A 23,298-nucleotide genomic window follows, 5' to 3' on the forward strand; every position below is an offset into this window, starting at 1 on the left:
CACCTGTAAACCACCAAAAGAACCCAGCTCATGGCTATACAAGGAATCCAAAACTTTTCCTCGAGGAGCCTGAAACGCATTAGAATCGACTAAAACAGAAATAAAGCGAAAGTTTTATCACTTAAAGAGCAAAGAAACTATGATGACTAGCGAACAGTACGTAGAAAGTCTTCGGAAACTTAATCTGAAGGTGTATTTCATGGGTGAAAAGATCAATAATCCTGTAGATCACCCCATGATTCGTCCCTCAATGAATTCAGTAGCTATGACTTATAAGCTTGCTGAGATGGACGAATACAAGCATTTAATGACAGCAACTTCAAACTTGACTGGTAAGCAGGTGAATCGTTTCTGCCATCTACATCAGAACACAGAGGATCTGAAAAACAAAGTGAAAATGCAGCGTCTCTTGGGGCAAAAGACAGCGTCATGCTTCCAGCGCTGCGTAGGAATGGATGCTTTCAATGCCATCTATTCTACTACTTATGAAATGGACCAAGCTCTTGGCACCACTTATCACAAGCGTTTCATCGAGTACATGAAATATGTACAAGACAACGACTTGGTTGTAGACGGAGCCATGACAGACCCCAAAGGGGATCGCGGTCTATCGCCCTCGGAACAAGCCGATCCGGATCTTTATCTGCACATTGTTGAAGTTCGTGAAGATGGGATCGTCGTTTCGGGTGCAAAAGCACACCAGACCGGAGCAGTCAATTCGCACGAGCACCTCATTATGCCGACGATTGCTATGCGTGAAGCTGATGCTGATTATGCCGTTTCTTTTGCCGTTCCCAGTGATGCAGAAGGCGTTATCATGATCTACGGTCGCCAGTCATGTGACACTCGTAAAATGGAAGAAGGAGCCGACATCGACCTCGGTAACCCTGAATTCGGTGGTCACGAAGCTCTTGTTGTATTCGACCGCGTATTCGTACCCAACGACCGCGTATTCATGTGCAAAGAATACCAGTTTGCAGGTATGATGGTAGAACGTTTCGCAGGATACCACCGTCAGTCTTATGGAGGATGTAAAGTAGGTGTTGGTGACGTACTTATCGGTGCAGCCGCTCTTGCAGCTGACTACAACGGAGTACCCAAGGCATCTCACATTAAGGATAAACTCATTGAGATGATCCACCTGAATGAAACCCTGTATGCTTGCGGTATCGCATGCTCTTCAGAAGGAACTCAAATGAAAGCCGGCAACTATATGATCGATTTGTTGCTAGCCAATGTTTGTAAGCAAAATATCACCCGTCTTCCTTACGAAATAGCTCGTCTGGCAGAGGATATTGCAGGAGGTTTGATGGTAACCATGCCTTCCGAACAAGACTTCCGCCATCCGGAAATAGGCCCGATCGTAAAGAAATATCTTGCAGGTGCAACGGGCAAATCGACAGAAAACCGCATGCGTGTTCTGCGTTTGATTGAGAATATCACGTTGGGAACAGCTGCCGTCGGTTATCGAACCGAGTCTATGCACGGAGCCGGATCACCTCAAGCTCAGAGGATTATGATCGCTCGTCAGGGAGACCTCGAGGGCAAGAAAAAACTTGCACGAGCAATTGCTCATATCGACGAATCACTCGACAAGTAATCGGCTCTCGTTTACTTATCTGTTTGATGTATTTAGAAGACGGATTATAACGCAGCCGTGAAACCGGATACAATGACAGAAGAAATAGTCGAACTCGTACTGCGCGAGCGGATCAGTCCGCTACTGCGCAGTCACGGGGGCGACTTATCTTTATCTCAAATCAAGGACAATACCGTTTTCATACGGTTTTCCGGAGCATGCCGATTCTGTCCGGCAGCAAATGAGACAGTAGAAAAAATCGTTCAAGCCATGATACGCGAATACTTCAAGGATGACAACATCGATGTCATTCTCGAAAATAGTGTCAGCGATGATTTGCTGGAACAAGCCAAGAATATTTTGAGAAAACCCAAATAGCTTTTATGAAAGACGTATTGGCGGAATATGCCTCCCGAATTGTTTCGGCCGAAGAAGCCGTTAAACATATTAAAAATGGAGAACGGGTAGCTTTGTCACATGCTGCCGGAGTTCCTCAGAGTTGTGTAAATGCACTGGTACAACAAGCCGACCATTTCCGGAATGTCGAGATTTATCATATGCTTTGTCTAGGCGAAGGGAAATACATGGCACCTGAAATGGCACCTCATTTCCGCCACATAACCAATTTTGTGGGTGGCAACTCTCGTAAGGCAGTAGAGGAAAACCGAGCCGACTTCATTCCGGCATTCTTTTATGAAGTGCCATCGATGATTCGCAAAGACATCCTCCACATAGATGTCGCCATCGTTCAGCTTTCCATGCCTGACGAGAATGGTTACTGCAGCTTCGGAGTATCCTGCGATTATACCAAACCGGCAGCAGAAAGCGCTCATTTAGTTATAGGGGAAATCAACCGTCAAATGCCATATGTACACGGCGACAACTTGATTCATGTATCGAAGTTGGATTACATCGTGATGGCAGACTACCCGATCTATCCTCTGGCAAAGCCGAAAATCGGAGAAGTGGAAGAAGCCATCGGTCGCAATTGCGCCAAGCTCATCGAAGATGGTGCCACACTCCAACTCGGCATCGGAGCCATTCCCGATGCAGCTTTGTTGTTTCTCAAGGACAAAAAAGATCTGGGAATCCATACCGAGATGTTCTCGGACGGTGTTGTCGAATTGGTACGCAGTGGAGTAATCACAGGGAAGAAAAAGACACTCCACCCCGGAAAGATGGTCGCAACCTTCTTAATGGGAAGTGAAGATGTGTATCATTTCATCGACAAGAATCCCGACGTAGAACTTTATCCCGTAGATTACGTCAACGACCCCCGAGTAATTGCCCAAAACGACAATATGGTTAGTATCAATAGCTGTATTGAAATCGATCTTATGGGACAAGTCGTGTCCGAATGCATAGGAAGCAAGCAATTCAGCGGAACGGGAGGTCAAGTAGACTATGTTCGTGGAGCAGCATGGTCTAAAAACGGGAAAAGCATCATGGCAATTCCCTCAACGGCCAAAAACGGTACCGCTTCTCGAATTGTACCACTGATTACTGAGGGTGCTGCGGTAACCACTCTCCGTAATGAAGTCGATTATGTTGTAACCGAATACGGTATAGCACAACTCAAAGGACGGAGTTTGCGCCAGCGAGCAGAAGCTCTTATCTCCGTGGCTCATCCGGACTTCAGGGAAGAGCTGATGGAACATTTCCACAAACGTTTCGGATAAGACGAGAGGAAAAAGCTTAGGATTATTACAAAAACTCAATAATACTATTATGCAACTTTTCAAACTCAAGAGTGTAACACATCACTTTGACACTTTTGCAGAATTTGCCAAGGAATTCAACCTTGGAGAACGCGACTTGGTAATTACCAACGAGTTCATCTATGAACCGTATATGAAGGCATGCCAGCTCCCCTGCCATTTCGTTATGCAGGAGAAATACGGGCAAGGCGAGCCTTCTGACGAAATGATGAACAACATCTTGGCAGACATCCGTGATATCCAGTTCGACCGTGTAATCGGTATCGGAGGGGGTACGGTTATTGACATCTCTAAACTTTTCGTTCTGAAAGGATTAAATGATGTACTCGATGCATTCGACCGCAAAATACCTCTTATCAAAGAGAAAGAACTGATCATTGTACCCACGACATGCGGAACAGGTAGCGAGGTGACGAACATTTCTATCGCAGAAATCAAAAGCCGTCACACCAAAATGGGATTGGCAGACGATGCCATTGTTGCAGACCATGCCATTATCATACCTGAACTACTGAAGAGCTTGCCTTTCCACTTCTATGCATGCAGTGCAATCGATGCTCTTATCCATGCCATCGAGTCATATGTATCTCCTAAAGCCGGTCCATATTCACGCCTTTTCAGTGAGGCTGCTTGGGATATTATCTTGGAAGTATTCAAGAAAATCGCCGAACACGGCCCTGAATACCGCTTCGAAAAGCTGGGAGAAATGATCATGGCCAGCAACTATGCTGGTGTAGCCTTCGGAAATGCAGGAGTAGGAGCCGTCCACGCACTATCCTACCCGTTGGGAGGCAACTATCACGTACCGCATGGAGAAGCTAACTATCAGTTCTTCACGGAAGTATTCAAAGTATACCAAAAGAAGAATCCTTTCGGCCATATAGTCGAACTCAACTGGAAGCTCTCCAAGATATTGAACTGCCAGCCCGAATACGTGTATCCGAAGTTGGACGAACTTCTCGGATGCCTTCTTTCCAAGAAACCTTTGCGCGAATACGGCATGAAGGATGAAGAGGTAAGAGGCTTTGCCGAATCAGTGCTTCAGACACAGCAAAGATTGCTCGCCAACAACTATGTAGAGCTTACTGTAGACGAGATCGAAGGTATCTACAGAAGACTCTACTAAACACATAAAGGTTCTTTTTTCGAATAAAGACAAAAACCGAGAAAAAGCCGCAAATCGAGGGTGATAGCAAGACCGGCCGATACAGGTCTGCTATCACCCCAAAATCTGCCTGAAGCCAAAAGATATACGGCTATTATATTCTTGGCCAAGGGCTACAGAAGACTAATCAAAAACCACATCAATAAAAATTTTTCCAATGGAAATCAAAGAAATGGTGAGCCTTGCCCGCAAGGCTCAGAAGGAGTATCAAGCTACTCATAACCAAGAAGCAGTTGACAATATTTGCCGAGCTGCAGCAAAAGTTATCTATGAAAATGCAGCTATTCTGGCTCGCGAAGCAGTAGACGAAACCGGTATGGGCGTTTACGAACACAAAGTGGCCAAGAATCAAGGCAAGTCCAAAGGTGTTTGGTACAACCTCCACAATAAAAAATCGGTTGGTATCCTCAATATAGACGAGCATACCGGAATGATTGAAATCGCAAAGCCTATCGGAGTTGTAGGAGCTGTAACGCCGACGACCAACCCGATCGTTACCCCGATGAGTAACATCATCTTTGCTCTCAAGACTTGCAATGCCATCATTATTGCTCCCCACCCCAGATCTAAAAAATGCTCTGCACACGCAGTTCGTCTGATCAAAGAAGCTATCGCTCCGTTCAATGTACCGGAAGGCATGGTTCAGATCATCGAAGAACCCAGCATCGAGAAGACGCAGGAACTCATGGGTGCCGTAGACGTAGTAGTTGCTACGGGTGGTATGGGCATGGTAAAGTCCGCATATTCTTCAGGAAAGCCTTCTTTCGGCGTTGGAGCCGGTAACGTCCAGGTGATCGTGGATAGCAACATTGATTTCGAAGTTGCTGCAGAAAAAATCATCACCGGTCGTGCTTTCGACAACGGTATCATCTGCTCAGGCGAACAGAGCATCATCTACAACGAAGCGGACAAGGAAGCTGTTTTCACCGCATTCCGCAACCACGGTGCATATTTCTGTGACGAAGCCGAAGGAGATCGAGTTCGTACGGCTATCTTCGAAAATGGATCCATCGCGAAAGATGTAGTAGGTCAGAGCGTTGACTTCATTGCCAAGAAAGCAAACATCAATATCCCCGAAGGTACCCGTATTCTCGTCGTTGAAGCTCGCGGTGTAGGAGCAGAAGACGTTATCTGTAAGGAAAAGATGTGTCCCGTAATGTGCGCTCTCAGCTACAAGCACTTCGAAGAAGGTGTAGAAATCGCACGTACGAACCTTGCCAACGAAGGTAACGGCCACACCTGCGCTATCCACTCCAACAATCAGGCACACATCATCCTCGCAGGATCGGAGCTGACGGTATCTCGTATCGTAGTGAATGCTCCGAGTGCCACTACAGCAGGTGGTCACATCCAAAACGGTCTTGCCGTAACCAATACGCTCGGATGCGGATCATGGGGTAATAACTCTATCTCCGAGAACTTCACTTACAAGCACCTCCTCAACATTTCACGCATCGCACCGCTGAATTCAAGCATTCACATCCCCAATGACAAAGAAATCTGGGAACTCTAATTAAATTTCCTTCTTTCGAGGCTTAATAACCCGATAGAGAAGGAATCTTAATCTTCTCTTTTCGAGGGACAGTGCCAAATTCGTGCACTGTCCCTCTTTTTTTGCACCATATTCACTTCCGATTCAGCCATAGGATGTATCATCCCTATCCGATTGGGTTCACACGCCTAAATTTTCGGGTTTATGACACCTAAAAGTGTGGCACGTGAACTTTTTGCTTTTGGCGTGGGAAAAGAAAAAAAGTGAAACCAAAACGAAAAAAATCTCGCGCCTGTTTTTCACAAAACACAAACCACAATCGGAGCATTTCAGGCTCGTATCCTGCTTGAGGCGTAATGAGCATATGCACTTTTTTCCTCGATGAAAAACCAGAACAAATATATATTCTGAGATTGTTATATTTACGAAAGTGGATATGCCTCCACAATAAGCTTTTGATAAGCTGCGAGGAGGTTGTTATTCATCACTAATTGCTCAAAAAACATGCAGGTCATAAAAACAAATGAAACTTTTGACAGCCTCGACAAAAGTAAGTTGGAGCGTATGCTCGACATCAAAGAGGCTCATCGCGAAGGTCATCTGACACTTGAAGAGGCCAAGGAGCGTATGAAAAAAGAAGTGGGTTCCATCTCGCCCGAAGAGTTTGCCGCAGCAGAGCAACTCTTCAAAGAACGTGATCAGGACGAATGCCAAAACGAAGACGTACGGACAATGCTACAGCTGTTCGAAGGCCTGATAAATCCCATTCGTCCCGACTTACCTTTCGGACACCCCATCGATGCCTATCTGCGCGAAAACGATAAGGCCAAAGAACTACTCGATCAGGCGGATGCCCTACTGGAGCGCACTTTTATCCCCAATCCATGGATAGAACTGATGGAGACGCTTATGGGATATAAGCTACACTTTGCTCGCAAACAAAACCAACTCTATTCAACACTGGAGCAGAAAGGATTCGACCGCCCCTCCACTACGATGTGGACTTATGACGATCATATCCGCGACGAGATGAACAAAGCCATGAGCCTACTGCGCGAAAAAGACTACGACTCCTTCCCTGCAGCATACAAAGAGATGGCTATCGTTCTGCGTGACCTGATGGAAAAAGAAGAGCTTATCCTTTATCCAACCTCTCTGAAGCTCATTTCCGACAAAGAGTTCGAAGCAATGAAACATGGCGATCGGGAAATAGGCTTCTTCCTTATCGACATGCCGGAATTAGATGCACCGGCCAAGCAATCAAAAGAAGCCCACGGCCAATCATTTATGGCAGAACTGGGAGCCTTACTTGCCAAACATGGTATGGGGACAGGCGGACAAGACGACAAGGCGATACTGGATGTAGCCGAAGGAAAGCTGACTTTGGAGCAGATCAATCTGCTTTTCCGTCATCTCCCTGTGGATATTTCGTTCGTGGACGAAAACGAGCTGGTTTGTTTCTATACGGACACAAAGCACAGAGTATTCCCCAGAAGCAAGGGCGTGATCGGCCGAGAAGTACGTAACTGCCATCCGCCCAAGAGCGTTCATATCGTAGAGGAGATAATCGATAAGTTCCGACGTGGCGAACAGGATCGCGCAGAATTCTGGATCAATAAGCCCGGAGTCTTCATCTACATTGTCTATGTGGCCATCAGAGACGCCGACGGGCGTTTCCGCGGTGTGATGGAAATGATGCAGGACTGCACACGAATCCGTAGCCTCGAAGGCTCGCGCACACTGCTTACTTGGGACGAAGAGCAAAGTCCGGCACAAGAGTCAAAAGAAAGCGAATCCGATACTGCCGAAGCAGATGGTATTCGGCCGGACACGAAGCTGAAGAATCTCTTGCAGCGTTATCCCCGGCTGATAGATGATTTGCCGACTATCAGCTCCAAGTTCACGCTACTTCGTTCTCCGATGGCCAAGGTAATCCTTCCTGTTGCCACGATTAGAATGATGAGCGAACGCGCCGACATTCCATTGGATACGCTGATCGACAAACTGGGATCGCTCATAGCGTCTTATAATAAGCCCGACTAAACGGAATAGAAACTGTGTAGGGGGGCTGTGTCAAAATTCCTTTTGGGCACAGCCTCCTCGTTTTCTATTTATGCCTCTATTTCTCAGGGAAGAATGTGCACAGACCAGGGCAACCACATCAAAAATCTCGAGAAAATACAAGTTGCTAATTTTCAAATGATTGCATTTCGGAGATTATACTCAAAGATAAAGAATGCACTCAAAACTATGATTGATAATCAGGCACTTACATTTTGATGCGGTTGCCCTGTGCACAGACGGATACCGCTTTGCAATTATCCGATATATTCTATCTTTACCTCTCAATAAATCACATTAAACACTTAATAATTATGAATCGCAAGACTATTCTCTCCGTTCTCTTTTTCTTGCTCTCCGGCATCGTTTGCTTCGGACAAGCACCCCAAAAGTTCGAACTCTCCGAACGCACTTTCGCCGGCTGGGACACCAACAAGTATTTCTACACCGAACAAGGCCGACTCGACTCCATGTACGTATGGCAAAAAGATCAAACGGGTGACTTCGAGCACTACCGCCTCTATAAGTACGACGGGCAGGGCAACTGTGTTCGGGAAGATGGCTACCAGAAGCTGAACAACGTATGGAAACACACATACTACCTGGAATACACCTACAACGAGAATGACCAACTGATCAAGCGCCTGAACTACAACAACTTCGATGGCAGCTTCTCTTTGGGTGGCAAACTCGAGTGGACCTACAACGAAGATGGTACGATCAAGCAGGTGAATACCTATCTCTCGAGCTGGAATACCCCCGGAGGATTCGACCTCCTGAGCAAAGACTTCTACCACTGGCTAAATGGGCGCTTGGAAAAGCGTGAATTCTACACAGTACCTTTTGGCTCCAACAATCCCGAAGCTGACATCTATCTCAGTGCTCGCCTTACCTACATTTGGCAACAGGACAAATTGGTGAAGGTGATTACCCAACACTACGATCAATTTGCGACGGAGCCGTCTCAGGTACAACGTGCCGAATACACCTACGACGAGCAAGACAACCTCAAGACTTATACCACTTTCCTGGGTGCTACCAGCAATGAACCTCAGCTTAGGTATATCTACCACTACCATAGCGATCTGAAGAACGATCAGGTATTCCTTCCGCTCAACTTCGAGGACTCCCTCACCCCCTACTACTTTGCCTGGGAGGTTTCCCCCTATGCCATCGAAAAAGAAGAGTGGTGGCAAATGCCGATGGGCCAAGATGAGATTCAACACGTGGGAGACTACGACTATAGCTACAAAGGCACGCCTACGTCTATAGAAGGAGTAACCCCCATGCCGGTGAACTTCTATATCAAACAAAATCACCTCTACCTACCGGACTTGGCCGAAGGCAGTATCATCGAGATCTTCAGCATCAGCGGTATGAAGATGTTGCAAACCATTTATCGCAAGGGAGGTATAGCCCTTGATCGGCTCCCTGCCGGTGTATATGTAGGAAGATATAACCAAATGGGTGTATTCCGATTTGTAAAACGATAAATCCATCAAAAGATAATAAACGAGAAGAGGAGGTGTGTCAATAATCATGGCACACCTCCTTTGTATGAATGGGGAGACGGTCGGATATACCGGTATTCCAGATCCCTAAGGAGTCTCCACCAAGAACCCTAAGGAGTCCCTACCAAGACCCCTAAGGGATCCCTACCAAGACCCCTAAGGGATCCCTACCAAGACCCCTAAGGGATCCCAACCAAGACCCCTAAGGGGTCCCAACAGAGATTCCTTAGGGGTTCCTCAATGCTTTACTTCAGGAGGGGTTCGTGCGATCTTATAATCCATTCGAACGGAGACATCGGGAGCAGTGACCGACGAAAGGGAGCCGAGGCTTAGCGAATCTTACCGTCGAATAGATTGATGATGCGGCCGGCACTGCGTGCATCATGCTCGGAGTGCGTCACCATGACGATGGTGGCACCTTCGCGATTGAGACCTCTGAGCAGTTCCATGACATCGGCTCCGTTTTTGGAGTCGAGGTTACCGGTAGGTTCGTCGGCGAGGATGAGCTTCGGATTGGCTACCACGGCACGGGCGATAGCCACGCGCTGCTGCTGTCCTCCGGAGAGCTGATTGGGGAAGTGGCCGGCTCGGTGGCTGATGCTCATCTTGCGCAGTGCCTCCTCCACTCGCTCTTTCCGCTCGGAGGCTTTCACGCCCAGATAGACGAGCGGCAGCTCCACATTCTCGCTTACGGTCATCTCCTCGATGAGGTTGAAGCTCTGGAATACGAAGCCGATATTGCCCTTACGGACAGCAGTTCGGTCTTTCTCCCGGAGGTTGCCCACTTCTGCCCCGTCGAGCTTGTAGATGCCGGAGGTGGGATTGTCGAGAAGGCCGAGGATATTGAGCAGGGTGGACTTACCACATCCCGAAGGCCCCATGATGGCGATAAATTCGCCTTTGTCCACTTTGAGCGATACGCCATCGAGGGCTACCGTCTCTATCTCTTCTGTTCTGAAAACCTTGGTGAGGTTGCTGATTTCGATCATTGTTTTTACTGGTTTTTATTTGGTGAAAGGAAAAGCGACAAGCCGGACAAGGCCTTGGACACGAATCCGCCATTTGCCGGATTGCCGCCGTATTTATTCGTATCGGAGTTCATTGACAGGGTTGCGGCGAGCTATGCGCCGGAGGTTGATGACTACGGCTAATGCAATAATCAGGAGGACGAACAGGCCTACAAGGAGGAAAATCCAGCCGTTCAATTCGATTCGATAGCTGAACTTCTCCAGCCAGTTCCGGCCGAAGAGATAAGCGACGAAAAGTCCGGCAAGCACACTCGGCACACTGAGTCGGGAAATGGAGCGGAGGAAGAGACGCAAGATGTCGCCCTCTCCGGCTCCATTGATCTTGCGGATGGCCAGCTCCTTGCGGCGGCGATTGACCTCCGTATTCACATAACCGACCAGTCCGATCAGAGCGATCAGGATAGCCACGACACTGCCGAAGAGGATTGTATTGCGGAAGGTCTTGGCCGCCTCGAAGCGACTGAGAAGCTCCATCTCCACACTGAGGAAAGAAGTCTCCTTGTAGGGATCGGCTTCGGAGAGGATGCCATTCACGCGATGGAGGAGCTCGGCATCGTCATGGCGAAGGCGGATCGTCAGATAATGCAGCCAACCGTCCCCATAGACGATGGCGGAAGGCAGCTTTTCGGGGTAAGGGCTCAGGTGCTGACGGCGGAGCATGAGATCGTCGTACACACCGCGAATCACCACACGGCCGAAGGATGTCAGGATGATATTCTTGCCGATGACACCGTCTTTCCAATTCATCAGCCGAGCCAATTCCGCAGCCGCTTTCTTACTGAGCATGATCTCTCTGTCCTTTTCGGTGGCGGTGTCGAAGTTTTTCCCTTCGAGCAGCTTGATGCCATAGACATTCAGATAGTGTTCGTCCACGTAGAAGAGGTCGGCCACATTGATCAGTTCACGATCCGTAACGGGGTCGATGAGGTTATCTCCACTCTGGCCGGAAGAAGCCGGCAAGGCGGTCGTCAGCGTATAGCCCTCCACTTCGGGCAGTGCCTTGAGCTTTTCGATCACGACGGGGAGTTGCTGCTGATCCAGCGACTCGATGGGGACATAATACAGGCCGGAGGCTTTGTACCCGGCATCCTGCCCTACCATGTGCCGGTATTGCAGACCGGTGACAGCCAAAAGGCCGAAGAGGAAAGTGGCTGCCACGAATTCCACAGCCAGCAGCCCCAGCTTCCAGAGCCGATTGTGTGCCACCGACTTGCGAAAGATATTCATCACCGGAGTACGGGACAGGGAGTAGCCGGGGATCCATCCCATGAAGAAAGTGGCCACGGCCAATACTCCGGCCAAGGCTGCGGCTACGCGCCACGAGATCAGATGCAGCAGCGGAGTCTCGATCAGAGCCTCCATCGGTTTGCGGAAGAGTACAAGGGTCAGGACGGCCAGCACGAGAGAGAGGAGGAGATAGAGGAAGGTCTCCCAGATCATCGTGCCCTGTATCTGCACGGGCATGGCTCCGTAACACTTGCGAATGGCAGCTGCGCGCCGGCGATTGACCATGGAGGCAAGGGTCATGAGCACGTAGTTCAGCAGCGAAATAAGCAGCACTGCTATGGCCACGATCTGCTGTATTTGCAGCATATTGACCAAGGTAGGATCTTCCAGACGCAAGCGGTTGAAGGGCGTGAGGGAATAGTGCAATTCCACTCCTGCTTTGCGGAAGACTTCCATATCCTGATGCCGCTTTTGCATCTCAAGGAGAGCTCCGTCAAGACTCTCCGGCGACACGCCGGGACGCAGGCGAACGTAGGCTATGTAGCGGTCGTTGCCGATCCAGTTGTTCAGGCTCTCGGCCGGCATCCACGTAATGGGCAGGAGCATATCGGCTTGGATACTGCTGTTGTGTGGCAGATCCTCGAATACTCCTCCGATCGTGATGGCTCGGCCCGATTTGCTTTCTGCCGGTCTCAGCCGTTTGCCCAAGACATCGCCCCCCATCTTCCGGGCCATACTCTCGGAGATGAGACAGGTCATATTGTCGCGCAAGGCACTATCCCGGACGCCGGTGATGAGTTCCACCCCGAACATGTCGAGGAAAGCCGGTTCGGCCAGCAGCGTCTTTGTCTCGTAGGTTTTGTTGTCTTCGAGTACCATCTTCGAGGTGCCATACAGAGTCGTTCGGGTAGCCAGTTCCACACCCGGTATTTCCTCCTGAATGGCAGGGGCAACACCTCCGCTGACCTGAGGGAAGTCGAGTTCTTCCGGCTTACCCCCCTCCTGACTTTGGCGCGTGCCATGCGTCTTGACGATGCAGATGCGATCATGATGGGGGAAATCCCGTTCGTAGCTTCGCTGATAGATGACGATAGAAAGCAGGAGCACGCTGACGGAAAGTCCGAGCGTAAGCGTCAGGAGTTTGCTGATGCTGTGTTCGCCCTGTCGGAAGAGGCGGCGAGCAGCAAGTCTGAGAGGTAACATGATGTGCTATATATCGTTTAAGGTTGTTATTCGTTTTTGAGATAGTCCACGGGGTTGGCGCAGGCTGCCCGCCAGCTCTGAAGCGATGTGCTCACGAGCGATAGCAGCAAGACGATGAGGGCTGCAACGACAAATACCCACCAGTCCAGCCTGATGTGGAAAGCGAATGTCTGGAGCCAGCGATCCATGGCCCACCACGATACAGGCAGAGCTATGAGCAGAGCTATACCGAAACGGCGGAGCGACTGGATGTTGAGCATGGCCAGTATGGTAGCTACCGTGGCACCATTGACCTTTCTAAGGGCGATCTCTTTCTCTTTCTGCTTGATCATATAGAGGCTCATGGCGAAGACGCCCATCACCATAATGAGGACGGTGAGCAGGGCAAAGGCGGAAATGAGCTGCGACAGATTGGTCTGCGACTTGTACCGGTCCAGAATGATGTCTTCCGCCCAGAGGGGTTCTATGTCCTCGGCTCCGGTCACTCGCTTATAAGTGTCGCTCACGGCAGCAAGGACGGCAGATTTGTCTGCCTCGTCCGAGGCCCTTACGAGCGTTACCCATGGTTGTTCGCGAGCATAGAGAGGACGTATCTGCAGGGGAGACTGTTCCATGTTGAGGGGTTTGTATTTCAGGTCGGGGATACGTCCCACCATACGATACTTCACCTCGTCGTTATCGTCATCGCCCTGGGTAAATATGCCGGTCTCGGGATCGGGTTGGACGGCGTTGAACATCTTCATATTGCCCCATTCGGGAATAATTCGGGCGGCACGCATCTTTTCCCTGTCGAAAAAGGTCTCCACCGGCTCGTCCGTCAGCGGTATCGGACTGATCTCGAAGAAATCGAAGAAGACGGAGTCCACCACCATTTCCCAAGTGCTCACGTTCACTCCGTTTTTGGTGAACGACATATTATTGACATACCGGATAGGATTGCCGCATGCATATGATACTTTCTCCACGCCGGGGATCTTCTCCAATTCGGCACGAAGCATTCCCTTCGGAACGGAATCCGCCGTATTGGACATCCAGAGCACGCCACGCGTGCGGAATCCCAAGTCGGAATGAATGAGGTAATGCGTCTGACGGATCATGAACAAGCTGCATACCAGCAGAGCGACGGCAATGGTATATTGGAAGATGATCAGCACCTTGGAGTAAGTGCTTTTGATGCGGTAGCGGAGTGTCCCTTTGACCACTTCTATCGGTTTGAAACGGGAGATGATCCAAGCCGGCAGAATACCCGACAGGAAGGATAGCAGCACGACGAAGAGGGCTATGGCAATGACGGTGGAGGGAGTAAACTGATGTTTGAGGTCGAGGGTCGTCTCCAGCACGCGATTGAAAAACGGCTCGAAGGTAAAGGCCAACAGCAGACCTGTGATGAATGTGAGCAGGGTCATGACCAGAGACTCCAACAGGAGCTTGCGGATGACTCCCGAACGGCTTCCGCCGAGCAGACGGCGAATGGCGGATTCCTTGCCCCTGAAACCGGCCTGTGCGACAGTCATATTGACATAATTGAGCACGGCGATAACGAGGATGAGCAGGACGATACCCGTCAGCACTTTCACTTTGGTCATATTGTTCGCGCGATTCTCCAGATTGGCTTCCACGACCCTGCTATCGAAGTAGCAATCCGGCAGAGAGACGAAGTGTACTTCTTTGTGGAAACCCTGATGATAGAGCCACATAAACGCCTCCTTCTTGAATGTTTCTTCGAGGATTCGGGCTTTGCTCTCAAGGTCGGTTCCGGCTTTGAGCAGATAGTAGGCCATAAAACTGCAATTACCCCAGCGGAAGGCATTCTCGCCACTCAAATCGGACAGAAAATGGTAATTGACCACAATATCCACCTTTTTGAACTGGCTGTTGGACGAGATTCCCTCCATTACGCCCGTGATCGTATGAGGAAAATTGTAGAGAAATACGGATTGACCCACGGGATCCTGATCGGCGAAGAGCTTGCGAGCAAAATCCCGAGAGATGACGGCTGACTTCCGGTCGTTGAGCACTTGCGAGGGGATGCCATTCGTGAGACGGAAATCGAAGAGGGTGAAAAAGGTGCTGTCCGCCAGCAGAATGGGGGTTTTCAGTCTCTCTCCGGAGGGCATTTGGACGTATACATCCCTGTTTGCCACACGACAATAAGATTCGATGTCGGGCAGGATGCTCTGTATATACGGGGGAGCCAGATTAGACCAGTTGGCACCTTGCTCCGAGCAGAGCATGTAGATGCGGTCGGCCTTCGAGTGGAAGCGATCCACGGACATTTCGTTCCGGATGTATATGCCTAATATGATGACAAACATCAGAGATACGGAGAAACCGAATACGGTGACGAAGGTGTAGAGTTTGTTGCGGCTGAGGAATTTGAAGTAAGTACGCATAGTGACGACAATCGTTTTTGATGCTGCTGTTTTTATTCGTTTTTGAGGTAGTCCACGGGGTTGCTCGATGCAGCGTTCATGGCCATGCTGAGCATGGAGAGCATGGCTACTGCGGAGACGAAGAGAAGCGATGCGGGGAATACCCACCAAGGCATATCGGCATGATAGGTATAGCCTTGCAGCCAGCGGTTCATGACCAGATAGATGACGGGAGTGGCCACGGCGAAGGCGATGAGCAGATTCCACAGGCTGCGGCGGCCGATAATCTGCAATATCTGCACTTCGCGCGCTCCGACCACCTTGCGGATGGCTATTTCTTTTTGCTTGTGACGGATGCGCAGGGCTGCCATGGCAAAGACGCTCATCACCGTGCCGACCAGTGCCAGAATGCTGAAGAGGAGAAGAAAACCGCTGAGCGAACGTTCCTCCTTACTGTGCGAGGCTATGATGTCTTCCGAACGCAGGATTTCGGTATAGGGCTGCCCCGTAACACGGGAGTAAACGGCCTGTATGCTTCGGATCAACTGCTCCGGATCGGCCCCCTCGGAATAGCCGACCAGTACGGACCACGACCAGGCGGATGTCTTGGGATAAGGGATGAAGAGATAGCTCGGTTGTGGTTCTTTGAATCCTCCGAAATGAAGTTCAGGAGCATCGCCGCAATAGTGGAACTCGCCGGCTTTGCCCCAATGAATGACACCGTCCGGCAGATTGGCCACATCGAAGTCGTTGTAGGCGGATCGGCTGAGATAGAGGGTGCTATAGGGCTTGTCGGTCTTGCGGCCGTTGGGCTTCATCTTCAGGTCGAACAGGCTCAGTGCCACGGAGTCCATGGAGAAAATCTGCATGGAGAGAGGTTTGCCACGGTATTCGGAGGTGTTGTTGTTGCCTTCGTTCAGCGGAGTGCCATGGGTGAGACCTATACCCGTTATGCCGGGGATTTTGGCCATTTCGGTTTTCATCGTATTGACGATCTGCGGATCCAGTCTGAAAACGTCTACGATCAGTTTGTTCCTGTAATCGTAGCCCATGTCGGAGTTGGTCATATAGTCGATCTGCACGGCCATCACCATGGTACAGCCCAGCAGGATCATCGTAATGGCATACTGGGAAATAACCATAATCTGCGAGAAGCTGCTCTTGACCACACGGCGAAACTTGCCGCTGACCACCTCGATCGGACGAAACCGCGATATGAACCATGCGGGCAGGGCTGCGCACACGATGCTCAGCAGGAGCATGAAGCCGATCAGCAGCAGGATGAGCGCGGGCGAAATATGCCGTGCCAGATAGAGATGCGTATCGAACAGGCGATCGAATACGGGTTCGAGTGCGAACATGCCGAATACGGCCAGCAGCGTGCTCAGGAAGATGAGCAGAAGCGACTCGAACCAGAGGCGGCGTACGATGGCGAGACGGCTACTCCCCCAGAGCCTTCTGAGGGCGACCTCATTGCCGCGGCTGCCTGCCTGTGCGAGGGTCAGATTGATATAGCTGATGATGGCAATGATCAGGACCAAAAGGGTGATGGCAATGAGTATGCGCGTGCGGGCGGGATTTCCTTTTTGCACCATTAGGGCGTATTCCTTGGGGAATAGCGGCTCCGGATAGCATTTTTCCAGCGGATGGAGCTTCACCTCGGCCTTCTCGTCGAAAGCGAATATGACATCTTTGCCTTGGACGGCTTTCTGCACGGCAGGCAGTTGTGCCGTGAGGTCGGCTCCTTCGCGAGCTTTGAGATAGAGGATATAGTTGCCGTTGTTGTAGTTGCTTTCTTTGGGCTCCTGATAGAAAAGGAGTTCGGCCGGTCTGATATGGCAGTTATCCGGCATCGGCTCCATGATGCCCGTGATCCGAAAGGTCTGCTTGTCTTTGGAAAAATCGAAAAAAGAAATCTCCTGCCCGATGGGAGACATGTTGCCGAAGATACGGGCCGCCAACGCGGAGGAAATAACGGCACTGTTCTGCTCGGAAAGGACGGTTTTGGGATCACCCTCAAGGATTTTGTAGCCGTCGAAGAAAGTAAAGAAATTGGATTCGACCGAAAGATGGGAGGCAATCAACCCGTTTTGCTTATCGGCACCGATAAAGATGTATTCCTTGTCGTTGTATTCGCTGATGCGGCATATCTCTTCCACATCGGGTACCTGCTCGCGAATGAGCGTTCCGGCAGGATAGCAACAGATAAATCCGCTCCAGCTATCCTTGCTCTCGACATTGTACTGATAGATACGTTTGTAATCGGTATGAATACGATCGGCTTGCTGTTCGCGCTGCACATAGAAGCTAAGTAGCAAGACGAACATGAGCGAGAGGGCAAAGCCTACGATAGTAACGAAGGTGTAGAGTTTGTTTCTGCTAAGGAATTTGAAGTAAGTACGCATGATAATGATGACGAATGATGGAATGATGGTTGTATTCTCGAAGGAAAAATTAACCTTATGACTAATATCCTTTTGATTCAAGTTTGCAAATAGCGATTTTTGTAGCAGAAAATGCTGATACATGCTTGCAGCGACAAATTTTGCTTCCGAAATTTATAGTCGCAAGCTTGCAGTGAGTAATTTTTCGACCGAAAAAGCTTTCTGCAACTTGCAGCAAGTAATTTTTCTCCCAAAATTTCATGTTGCAAGCTTGCAACAAGCGATTTTTCCGACGAAATTGTATGCTGCAAGCTTGTAACCATGAATTTCGGCTTGGAAATTCTTCTTTACAATCCTGCAAAAATGAATTTATAAGACAGATTTGCATGATTCGATTCTTTAATAGAGGAAAAGGAATAAGAGTCATATCGTTTCTCTTTTACACGGAGTCTGTAGATAGGTCAATTCAGGATAATTTCTTCCGCATCGCCGAACATATCATACGAAGAGGTGATAACCATCTCGCCGGCATGCAGACCGGAGGTAACTTCATAATACTGCGGATTCTGACGGGCGATCGTGATGTCCCGGCGAACGGCTCGCTTGCCATCGGGCGTAACGACGAATATCCATCGGCCACCGGTATTCTGATAAAAGGCTCCACGTGGGATCATGATGGCTTCGGACGGCTGTCCGAGACGCAGATTGATGTAGTAGGTCTGGCCTGTGCGGATATTGTCGGGTCGCTCTCCGTCGAATACGAAGTCGGTACGGAACTGCTTGTCCCGAACCTCGGGGTACACCTTCCGGACACGAAGGGAGAAGTCCCTACCCTGTCGTTCGAACGAAGCGGCCAGACCGGCTTTGACCCGATCGATATAGTGCTCGTCTATCATAGCCTCCACCTTGTAGTCGGACAGGACGTTGATCTGTCCGATGCGGCTGCCGGCTCCTACCGTCTGCCCGATCTCCACGTCCAAAAGTCCCAGCTGACCGTCGGCCGGTGCCTTCACGTTCAGATCTTCCACACGGGCACGCACCATCTCCAGATTGCGGCGCATATTGTGCAGGCTCTCCTCCATCTGACGCACCTGTATCCCCCTGTAGAGCGAGTCCTGTCGCTGCCGTTCCATGACGAGCTTGCTGCCTTCCACGGCATATTGGTAGTCCTCGCCGGCTTGCAGATACTCCTCGCGCGAACAGAGTTTTTCCTTATAGAGCCGGGCGTACTGCTCGGCTTTCCGCTTTTTGCGCTCTATATCCAATCGGAGGTTGAGGCTCTCGCGTTTCAGGTTGAGCCTGTCCTGCTCCATGGTCACCTGCGTATTGCGCAGGAAGTTCTGCTTCTCGGCAAGCTGCGCTTCGCTGTCGAGGATATTCAGGTTCAGCATCGGATTGGTCAGCCTCACGATGATGTCCCCCTTGTGCACCATGGCACCCTCCTCCACGGCTTTCTCCGCCACCATTCCGCCCTCTACGGCACTGATCTGAATGGAGTTGATGGGCTGCACCTGACCGTTGATGCGGACATAGTCGTTGAACTCGCCCCGGCGCACGCTGTCGATGCTGATCCGAGCGCGTTCGGCTCTGAACTTGGTGCTGTGATTGCCGAATACGGCCCATGCCGCCAAGGCGAGTATTACTATCGCTCCCCCTGCATAGGGATAATATTTACGGGGGATGAGCGTCTTCTTTTTTTCTATTTTTCTATCCATGATGATGGTATGATTTGATACGAACGGGAGAAAAGAAATGTTTTAGTCCGAAAGGCAGCCGTAGTAGGCTATGAGCCTGCATTTGAGCCGGTAGGTCATGGCCGCTCTCAGTCGCTGCACACGGGCATCGAGGAGCCGATTGGCCTGAGTGGTCAGGTCGATGGCCGTATTCAGCCCCTCCTCATAACGCTGTAAGACGGCTTCGTAAGCAGCTTGCATGGCATCGGTATGCTCCTCTGCCTGACGGTAGGAAGCCAGAGCGGCATCCCGGTCGGCCATGGCCTCGGCGATCTCGCTGTAGAGCTTGCGCTCCGCTTCGCCCCGTCGGACGATTGCCGCCCTGCGCTCGGCACGCGCCTGACGCAGATGGCTCACGAGGCTGAAGCCCGAAAAGATGGGGATACTCAGATTCAGACTGACGTATTCCCCCCGACGATTGCGAAACTGCTCGCTGAAGGGCGTATAGTCCGATCCGTTCAAAAAGCGTGAGAATCCCGTGTTCCATCCTCCGGATACCGACACACTCGGCAGGAATGCACCTCGCGCGGCTCGCAAACGGTCAGTGGCAGCCTGCTCGTCGAGTCTGGCACGGAGGAGGACGGGATGATGATGGGCAGCACGGGCGAAGACGCCGGCCGAGCTGTCCGATTGGGCCATGTCGGCAGAGAGGCTGTCAGCCGGCATATCGTCTACGATGAGTTCGTCTTCGATGGGGAAGTTCATTTTCTCTTTGAGTCGGATCAGAGCGATGATGCACTGATTGTCCGCCCGGGTCAGAGCCAAACGATCGCCGGCCATTCGCGACTGCATCTCGAGGACATCGGGACGGCTTTTCATCCCCAGCTCTTCCATCCGAGCCGTCTGCCGGTGGAGGCGGCTGCTCTCCTCGTACTTCTGCATGGCCAGCTCCTGCATTCGGCGCGCATAGACGAGGTCGTAGTAGGCCTCCGTGGTTCCGAGGGCTGCCAGCTCCTGCTGCTCGCGAACGGAGAGGCGCGACGACTCCCGGCGTGCACGCGCCATCCGCAACCGATAGACACTCTGCAAACCGTCGAAGAGGGTCATCGTGGCATGTATGCTGTACGAATTGTTGAAGCTGTTGATGTCGGTGTAGGTATTCGTCTCGGCATCCAATCCGCGTCCGAAGTTCCACGAAGCAGCGGTTCCGGCCGACACACGGGGCAGAAAACTGCCGACGGCCTGAAGATAATCGGCCTTGGACTGCTCCAGCTCTGCAACGGACAGAGCCACGGCCGAACTGTGCCGGCGTGCATAGTCTACGCACTCTTCGAGGGTCATGTTCGATTGGCCCGTAAGGGAATTCGTCGCCAAAGCCGCTACGGCAGCCGTACAAATGAGATAATGTTGGAAACGCATATTATTCCGGTATGATGTTTTCTATACAAGAATAGTTTCAAACGCCGTGCCAAACTCCATACAGCACTGTAAACAAACGCTTTACGCCATTACCCCTAAAAAGGAACTGTCCAATAATTAGACATCGGCGTCTAATTATTGGACAGTATATCCTGAAAGGAAAGGCTTCTTCCGCGAGGGAGAAAGAGCAGGAAAGCGTTTTACGGCCGGTTCTCCTCTTCGGCTATATAGGCGATTCCCTCCTTGAGAAGTTCGATCCGCTCACCGAGACCATGACGCTCCAGATCGAGCACGCTCTGACGCACGCAGTAATCGCCCGCTATTCCGGCCACGACTATGCGTTCGGCCGAGCGCAACGAATCGGGCACTTCCGTCTCGAAGGCACTGTAAGCATCGCGCTCTTGCGTAGTAGCCTTCTCTATCATTTCGACAGGGATACCCTCTGCCGAACAAGCAGCCAGAGCCTCCGCAATGCATGGTTCGATAGCGGCACCCACCGTATAACGGACACAATGCGGCGGCCACTGTCCGCCCTGTGCCACGAAGCTGCAATGATCGGCCGGATGCTGATCCATCGTCACGACGATGGACTTTATCTCCTTCCGATGTGCAGCCATATATTCGGCCAAAGCCTTCATGGCTTTCGGTGCGCCTTTGACGGCCAACGAACCGCTTACGAAATCCACCTGCGGATCCACGATCAAGAGTACCATAGCTCTATGTCTTTCTTCTTCCTTACGGGGGTTAGAGTTCCAAGTCGATGTCGTGCTTCTCGTGCCAAGGCAGTCCCTGCTTGGCCACCTCTTCGAGGAATGGATCGGGATCGAACTCCTCCACGTTGAAGACACCGGGCTTGCGCCAGATACCCTTCATGAACATCATGGCTCCCACCGTGGCAGGAACGCCCGTCGTATAGCTTACGCCCTGCGTTCCCGTTTCTTTGTAGGCGGTTTCGTGGCTACAGTTGTTCCATATATAATAGGTACGCTCCTTGCCATCGCGGATACCGCGGATGCGGCAGCCGATACTCGTCTCGCCCGTATAGTTCTCGCCGAGGTCTCCGGGGTTGGGCAGCACGGCTTTGAGGAATTGGATGGGGACGATCTCCACGCCGTTGTACATGATCGGGTCGATACGCGTCATACCGATATTCTGCATCACGCGAAGATGAGTCAGATATTCCTGTCCGAACGTCATCCAAAAACGGGCGCGCTTGATCGTCGGGAAATTCTTCACGAGTGATTCCAGCTCCTCATGATAGAGCAGATAGGACTCGCGCTCACCGATATTCGGATAGGTCAGCGTCTTGTGTATTTCCTGCGGTTCGGTCTCTATCCAACGGCCGTTCTCCCAGTACTTACCCTTCTGAGTGATCTCGCGAATGTTGATTTCGGGATTGAAGTTCGTGGCAAAAGCTTTGTGGTGATCGCCACCGTTGCAGTCCACAATATCGAGATAATGAATCTCATCGAAATGATGCTTGGCCGCATAAGCCGTATATACACTCGTCACACCCGGATCGAAGCCGCAGCCGAGGATAGCAGTCAGGCCGGCCTCGCGAAAACGATCCTGATAAGCCCACTGCCAGCTGTATTCATACTTGGCTTCGTCGAGAGGCTCGTAGTTGGCCGTATCGAGATAGTTCACCCCACAGAGCAGGCAGGCATCCATGATCGTCAGATCCTGATAGGGAAGTGCCACGTTGATCACCAATTCCGGTTTGAAACTCTCGAATAGAGCCACCAGTTCTTCCACATTGTCGGCATCGACCTGAGCGGTTTGGATCCGGACGTTTTTGATTTCGGACGCAATCTTGTCGCACTTGCTTTTCGTGCGGCTGGCTAACATGATCTCCGTGAATACATCGGTGTTCATAGCCACCTTCTTGGCCACAACGGTACCTACACCGCCGGCCCCGATAATGAGGACTTTACCCATTTTTCTATGATTCTTTGTATGATTATTATTCGCCTGTAGCGCAAAGATAAAGAGAACAGACCAACAAATCGGCAAAAAAATCCCACCCCGACTCTCCAAACGCACTAAAAAGCAGTATTCACTTGGTCTTTTGCCCTTCCTCCTTAGTTTCATGCTTCCTTGGCGGGGGCGGTGGGGAGAGGCAGGGATGGGGAATGGATATTAATAAGGAAGTGATGAGAAAGAGATAAGGACCTAATCAGTCGAAAACAGGGAACCAAAAAAGGAGAGAGTCTCTGTATGTTAGAGACTCTCTCCTTGACTCGGGGAAATAATACCCCTCTTCTTCTTAAAAAACGGCGGCGTCCTACTCTCCCACTATTACGCAGTACCATCGGCACCGTTGGGCTTAACTTCTCTGTTCGGAATGGGAAGAGGTGGATCCCCAACGTTATAACCACCTGAATACCTCTAAAAAAGGCAATCGACATATCGAAAGACTAAGAAATAAAATCATCTTGTAAAGCGCTTTATCCAAGCAAACCTATA

At 50.7% G+C, this 23,298-nt stretch carries 16 protein-coding genes and 1 rRNA gene; 8 read left to right on the plus strand and 9 right to left on the minus strand.

The window, feature by feature from the left end; genetic code table 11:
* Nucleotides 1-139 precede the first annotated feature (139 nt).
* The 8 genes from F452_RS0107225 to F452_RS0107275 all read left to right on the plus strand — a co-directional run bounded on the left by F452_RS0107225 (nt 140) and on the right by F452_RS0107275 (nt 9,508).
* Nucleotides 140-1,600, plus strand: a complete 1,461-nt coding sequence (locus F452_RS0107225; RefSeq protein ID WP_018965550.1) for a 4-hydroxyphenylacetate 3-hydroxylase family protein — start codon at nt 140-142, stop codon at nt 1,598-1,600.
* A gap of 72 nt (nt 1,601-1,672) precedes the next feature.
* Nucleotides 1,673-1,957 (plus strand): NifU family protein, encoded by a 285-nt coding sequence (locus F452_RS0107230; protein WP_026292287.1) that lies wholly within the window; start codon nt 1,673-1,675, stop codon nt 1,955-1,957.
* A 5-nt stretch (nt 1,958-1,962) separates the two neighbouring features.
* Nucleotides 1,963-3,258 (plus strand): acetyl-CoA hydrolase/transferase family protein, encoded by a 1,296-nt coding sequence (locus tag F452_RS0107235; RefSeq protein WP_018965552.1) that lies wholly within the window; start codon nt 1,963-1,965, stop codon nt 3,256-3,258.
* 49 nt (nt 3,259-3,307) lie between these two features.
* Nucleotides 3,308-4,423: a 4-hydroxybutyrate dehydrogenase gene (locus F452_RS0107240; protein WP_018965553.1), complete on the plus strand. Its 1,116-nt coding sequence runs from the start codon at nt 3,308-3,310 to the stop codon at nt 4,421-4,423.
* 196 nt (nt 4,424-4,619) lie between these two features.
* Nucleotides 4,620-5,975 (plus strand): aldehyde dehydrogenase family protein, encoded by a 1,356-nt coding sequence (locus tag F452_RS0107250; RefSeq protein ID WP_018965555.1) that lies wholly within the window; start codon nt 4,620-4,622, stop codon nt 5,973-5,975.
* Between the two features lie 205 nt (nt 5,976-6,180).
* Nucleotides 6,181-6,339, plus strand: a complete 159-nt coding sequence (locus tag F452_RS12080) for a DUF1661 domain-containing protein (protein ID WP_234231716.1) — start codon at nt 6,181-6,183, stop codon at nt 6,337-6,339.
* A 119-nt stretch (nt 6,340-6,458) separates the two neighbouring features.
* The gene (locus F452_RS0107265) at nt 6,459-7,997 is read left to right on the plus strand and encodes a PAS domain-containing protein (RefSeq protein WP_018965557.1); all 1,539 of its coding nucleotides are present in this window, start codon (nt 6,459-6,461) and stop codon (nt 7,995-7,997) included.
* 332 nt (nt 7,998-8,329) lie between these two features.
* Nucleotides 8,330-9,508 carry a hypothetical protein gene (locus F452_RS0107275; protein WP_018965559.1) on the plus strand — a complete coding sequence of 393 codons (1,179 nt, stop codon included), beginning with the start codon at nt 8,330-8,332 and terminating at the stop codon, nt 9,506-9,508.
* 347 nt (nt 9,509-9,855) lie between these two features.
* Here the strand turns inward: F452_RS0107275 and F452_RS0107280 are convergent, their stop codons facing one another.
* From F452_RS0107280 to rrf, 9 genes are all read right to left on the minus strand, one after another.
* The gene (locus tag F452_RS0107280; protein WP_004585231.1) at nt 9,856-10,515 is read right to left on the minus strand and encodes an ABC transporter ATP-binding protein; all 660 of its coding nucleotides are present in this window, start codon (nt 10,513-10,515) and stop codon (nt 9,856-9,858) included.
* A 93-nt stretch (nt 10,516-10,608) separates the two neighbouring features.
* Nucleotides 10,609-12,984 (minus strand): ABC transporter permease, encoded by a 2,376-nt coding sequence (locus tag F452_RS0107285; RefSeq protein WP_018965560.1) that lies wholly within the window; start codon nt 12,982-12,984, stop codon nt 10,609-10,611.
* A 26-nt stretch (nt 12,985-13,010) separates the two neighbouring features.
* Nucleotides 13,011-15,377: an ABC transporter permease gene (locus F452_RS0107290; protein ID WP_018965561.1), complete on the minus strand. Its 2,367-nt coding sequence runs from the start codon at nt 15,375-15,377 to the stop codon at nt 13,011-13,013.
* Between the two features lie 32 nt (nt 15,378-15,409).
* Nucleotides 15,410-17,761, minus strand: a complete 2,352-nt coding sequence (locus tag F452_RS0107295) for an ABC transporter permease (protein WP_026292288.1) — start codon at nt 17,759-17,761, stop codon at nt 15,410-15,412.
* Nucleotides 17,762-18,201: 440 nt separating this feature from the next.
* Nucleotides 18,202-19,455: an efflux RND transporter periplasmic adaptor subunit gene (locus tag F452_RS0107305; RefSeq protein WP_018965564.1), complete on the minus strand. Its 1,254-nt coding sequence runs from the start codon at nt 19,453-19,455 to the stop codon at nt 18,202-18,204.
* A 42-nt stretch (nt 19,456-19,497) separates the two neighbouring features.
* A complete protein-coding gene (locus F452_RS0107310) occupies nt 19,498-20,832 on the minus strand; it encodes a TolC family protein (protein WP_018965565.1) in 1,335 nt (444 codons plus the stop codon).
* A 200-nt stretch (nt 20,833-21,032) separates the two neighbouring features.
* Nucleotides 21,033-21,545 (minus strand): isochorismatase family protein, encoded by a 513-nt coding sequence (locus F452_RS0107315; protein ID WP_018965566.1) that lies wholly within the window; start codon nt 21,543-21,545, stop codon nt 21,033-21,035.
* A gap of 31 nt (nt 21,546-21,576) precedes the next feature.
* Nucleotides 21,577-22,770, minus strand: coding sequence for a saccharopine dehydrogenase family protein (locus F452_RS0107320; RefSeq protein ID WP_018965567.1), 1,194 nt, complete (start codon nt 22,768-22,770; stop codon nt 21,577-21,579).
* 333 nt (nt 22,771-23,103) lie between these two features.
* Nucleotides 23,104-23,214, minus strand: a 5S ribosomal RNA gene (gene rrf / locus F452_RS0107325).
* Between the last annotated feature and the right edge of the window lie 84 nt (nt 23,215-23,298).

It is taken from the genome of Porphyromonas gulae DSM 15663 (genome assembly GCF_000378065.1).
In the GTDB taxonomy this organism is placed as follows: domain Bacteria; phylum Bacteroidota; class Bacteroidia; order Bacteroidales; family Porphyromonadaceae; genus Porphyromonas; species Porphyromonas gulae.

Excerpts from the sequence above, each read along its gene's own strand:
- F452_RS0107225 (WP_018965550.1), top strand. The coding sequence starts at position 140 with ATGATGACTAGCGAACAGTACGTAGAAAGTCTTCGGAAACTTAATCTG.
- F452_RS0107230 (WP_026292287.1), top strand. The coding sequence starts at position 1,673 with ATGACAGAAGAAATAGTCGAACTCGTACTGCGCGAGCGGATCAGTCCG.
- F452_RS0107235 (WP_018965552.1), top strand. The coding sequence starts at position 1,963 with ATGAAAGACGTATTGGCGGAATATGCCTCCCGAATTGTTTCGGCCGAA.
- F452_RS0107240 (WP_018965553.1), top strand. The coding sequence starts at position 3,308 with ATGCAACTTTTCAAACTCAAGAGTGTAACACATCACTTTGACACTTTT.
- F452_RS0107250 (WP_018965555.1), top strand. The coding sequence starts at position 4,620 with ATGGAAATCAAAGAAATGGTGAGCCTTGCCCGCAAGGCTCAGAAGGAG.
- F452_RS0107265 (WP_018965557.1), top strand. The coding sequence starts at position 6,459 with ATGCAGGTCATAAAAACAAATGAAACTTTTGACAGCCTCGACAAAAGT.
- F452_RS0107275 (WP_018965559.1), top strand. The coding sequence starts at position 8,330 with ATGAATCGCAAGACTATTCTCTCCGTTCTCTTTTTCTTGCTCTCCGGC.
- F452_RS0107280 (WP_004585231.1), bottom strand. The coding sequence starts at position 10,515 with ATGATCGAAATCAGCAACCTCACCAAGGTTTTCAGAACAGAAGAGATA.
- F452_RS0107285 (WP_018965560.1), bottom strand. The coding sequence starts at position 12,984 with ATGTTACCTCTCAGACTTGCTGCTCGCCGCCTCTTCCGACAGGGCGAA.
- F452_RS0107290 (WP_018965561.1), bottom strand. The coding sequence starts at position 15,377 with ATGCGTACTTACTTCAAATTCCTCAGCCGCAACAAACTCTACACCTTC.
- F452_RS0107295 (WP_026292288.1), bottom strand. The coding sequence starts at position 17,761 with ATGCGTACTTACTTCAAATTCCTTAGCAGAAACAAACTCTACACCTTC.
- F452_RS0107305 (WP_018965564.1), bottom strand. The coding sequence starts at position 19,455 with ATGGATAGAAAAATAGAAAAAAAGAAGACGCTCATCCCCCGTAAATAT.
- F452_RS0107310 (WP_018965565.1), bottom strand. The coding sequence starts at position 20,832 with ATGCGTTTCCAACATTATCTCATTTGTACGGCTGCCGTAGCGGCTTTG.
- F452_RS0107315 (WP_018965566.1), bottom strand. The coding sequence starts at position 21,545 with ATGGTACTCTTGATCGTGGATCCGCAGGTGGATTTCGTAAGCGGTTCG.
- F452_RS0107320 (WP_018965567.1), bottom strand. The coding sequence starts at position 22,770 with ATGGGTAAAGTCCTCATTATCGGGGCCGGCGGTGTAGGTACCGTTGTG.